The sequence below is a fragment of the uncultured Sphingorhabdus sp. genome (assembly GCF_937872355.1).
In the GTDB taxonomy this organism is placed as follows: Bacteria; Pseudomonadota; Alphaproteobacteria; order Sphingomonadales; family Sphingomonadaceae; genus Sphingorhabdus_B.
Window position 1 is genome coordinate 1 of record NZ_CALMSV010000038.1, and the last position, 2,322, is coordinate 2,322.

3 protein-coding genes and 1 pseudogene are annotated in these 2,322 nt (G+C 60.0%); 3 read left to right on the forward strand and 1 reads right to left on the reverse strand.

Going from position 1 to position 2,322, the window contains the following annotated elements; genetic code table 11:
* Positions 1-159 precede the first annotated feature (159 nt).
* The 3 genes from Q0239_RS01855 to Q0239_RS01865 all read left to right on the forward strand — a co-directional run bounded on the left by Q0239_RS01855 (position 160) and on the right by Q0239_RS01865 (position 1,968).
* On the forward strand, positions 160-507 hold the full coding sequence (locus tag Q0239_RS01855; RefSeq protein ID WP_000679427.1) for a quaternary ammonium compound efflux SMR transporter QacE delta 1: 348 nt from the start codon (positions 160-162) through the stop codon (positions 505-507).
* Positions 501-1,340: a sulfonamide-resistant dihydropteroate synthase Sul1 gene (gene sul1, locus Q0239_RS01860; protein WP_000259031.1), complete on the forward strand. Its 840-nt coding sequence runs from the start codon at positions 501-503 to the stop codon at positions 1,338-1,340. Before Q0239_RS01855 ends, sul1 begins: the two co-directional genes overlap by 7 nt.
* A 127-nt stretch (positions 1,341-1,467) precedes the next feature.
* The gene (locus tag Q0239_RS01865) at positions 1,468-1,968 is read left to right on the forward strand and encodes a GNAT family N-acetyltransferase (RefSeq protein WP_000376623.1); all 501 of its coding nucleotides are present in this window, start codon (positions 1,468-1,470) and stop codon (positions 1,966-1,968) included.
* On the opposite strand, the pseudogene Q0239_RS01870 reads toward Q0239_RS01865, so the two are convergent.
* A pseudogene (locus tag Q0239_RS01870) lies at positions 1,937-2,322 on the reverse strand (transposase); the annotation flags it as partial. The gene Q0239_RS01865 and the pseudogene Q0239_RS01870 overlap by 32 nt on opposite strands.

Sequence of the window (2,322 nt, forward strand, 5' to 3'; positions counted from 1 at the left end):
TAACAATTCATTCAAGCCGACGCCGCTTCGCGGCGCGGCTTAATTCAGGCGTTAGATGCACTAAGCACATAATTGCTCACAGCCAAACTATCAGGTCAAGTCTGCTTTTATTATTTTTAAGCGTGCATAATAAGCCCTACACAAATTGGGAGATATATCATGAAAGGCTGGCTTTTTCTTGTTATCGCAATAGTTGGCGAAGTAATCGCAACATCCGCATTAAAATCTAGCGAGGGCTTTACTAAGCTTGCCCCTTCCGCCGTTGTCATAATCGGTTATGGCATCGCATTTTATTTTCTTTCTCTGGTTCTGAAATCCATCCCTGTCGGTGTTGCTTATGCAGTCTGGTCGGGACTCGGCGTCGTCATAATTACAGCCATTGCCTGGTTGCTTCATGGGCAAAAGCTTGATGCGTGGGGCTTTGTAGGTATGGGGCTCATAATTGCTGCCTTTTTGCTCGCCCGATCCCCATCGTGGAAGTCGCTGCGGAGGCCGACGCCATGGTGACGGTGTTCGGCATTCTGAATCTCACCGAGGACTCCTTCTTCGATGAGAGCCGGCGGCTAGACCCCGCCGGCGCTGTCACCGCGGCGATCGAAATGCTGCGAGTCGGATCAGACGTCGTGGATGTCGGACCGGCCGCCAGCCATCCGGACGCGAGGCCTGTATCGCCGGCCGATGAGATCAGACGTATTGCGCCGCTCTTAGACGCCCTGTCCGATCAGATGCACCGTGTTTCAATCGACAGCTTCCAACCGGAAACCCAGCGCTATGCGCTCAAGCGCGGCGTGGGCTACCTGAACGATATCCAAGGATTTCCTGACCCTGCGCTCTATCCCGATATTGCTGAGGCGGACTGCAGGCTGGTGGTTATGCACTCAGCGCAGCGGGATGGCATCGCCACCCGCACCGGTCACCTTCGACCCGAAGACGCGCTCGACGAGATTGTGCGGTTCTTCGAGGCGCGGGTTTCCGCCTTGCGACGGAGCGGGGTCGCTGCCGACCGGCTCATCCTCGATCCGGGGATGGGATTTTTCTTGAGCCCCGCACCGGAAACATCGCTGCACGTGCTGTCGAACCTTCAAAAGCTGAAGTCGGCGTTGGGGCTTCCGCTATTGGTCTCGGTGTCGCGGAAATCCTTCTTGGGCGCCACCGTTGGCCTTCCTGTAAAGGATCTGGGTCCAGCGAGCCTTGCGGCGGAACTTCACGCGATCGGCAATGGCGCTGACTACGTCCGCACCCACGCGCCTGGAGATCTGCGAAGCGCAATCACCTTCTCGGAAACCCTCGCGAAATTTCGCAGTCGCGACGCCAGAGACCGAGGGTTAGATCATGCCTAGCATTCACCTTCCGGCCGCCCGCTAGCGGACCCTGGTCAGGTTCCGCGAAGGTGGGCGCAGACATGCTGGGCTCGTCAGGATCAAACTGCACTATGAGGCGGCGGTTCATACCGCGCCAGGGGAGCGAATGGACAGCGAGGAGCCTCCGAACGTTCGGGTCGCCTGCTCGGGTGATATCGACGAGGTTGTGCGGCTGATGCACGACGCTGCGGCGTGGATGTCCGCCAAGGGAACGCCCGCCTGGGACGTCGCGCGGATCGACCGGACATTCGCGGAGACCTTCGTCCTGAGATCCGAGCTCCTAGTCGCGAGTTGCAGCGACGGCATCGTCGGCTGTTGCACCTTGTCGGCCGAGGATCCCGAGTTCTGGCCCGACGCCCTCAAGGGGGAGGCCGCATATCTGCACAAGCTCGCGGTGCGACGGACACATGCGGGCCGGGGTGTCAGCTCCGCGCTGATCGAGGCTTGCCGCCATGCCGCGCGAACGCAGGGGTGCGCCAAGCTGCGGCTCGACTGCCACCCGAACCTGCGTGGCCTATACGAGCGGCTCGGATTCACCCACGTCGACACTTTCAATCCCGGCTGGGATCCAACCTTCATCGCAGAACGCCTAGAACTCGAAATCTAACGTCCGTTCGGGCATCGAGGTCCATGTCGGGGTGGGACGGGCCCGTGGCTTCAAGATCACTTGCAGTCCGACCGCGATGTCTTGGTTGCGCGAGAGGTTGTCGACAGGCCATGCTGAGTGTGCGATGGTTGATCGCTTCCTCGCCGCTCTCCACGGCGACGATGGCCGCCGCCATCAGCAAGTGCGCCAGTTCCCCTATGGTGCCCTCGCTGCGTGTGAGCAGGTAGCGAGCCATGTCCAGCGTGGCAATTGGGGAAGGCCGGCGCAGCGGGAGCGAAGCGGCGAAGCTGGCCAGCAGTTAGCAGCAATCGTCGTTGGCCTCCCATACCGGCAGCATCATCGGCTCGAAGCGAT

Excerpts from the sequence above, each read along its gene's own strand:
- Q0239_RS01855 (WP_000679427.1), top strand. The coding sequence starts at position 160 with ATGAAAGGCTGGCTTTTTCTTGTTATCGCAATAGTTGGCGAAGTAATC.
- sul1 (WP_000259031.1), top strand. The coding sequence starts at position 501 with ATGGTGACGGTGTTCGGCATTCTGAATCTCACCGAGGACTCCTTCTTC.
- Q0239_RS01865 (WP_000376623.1), top strand. The coding sequence starts at position 1,468 with ATGGACAGCGAGGAGCCTCCGAACGTTCGGGTCGCCTGCTCGGGTGAT.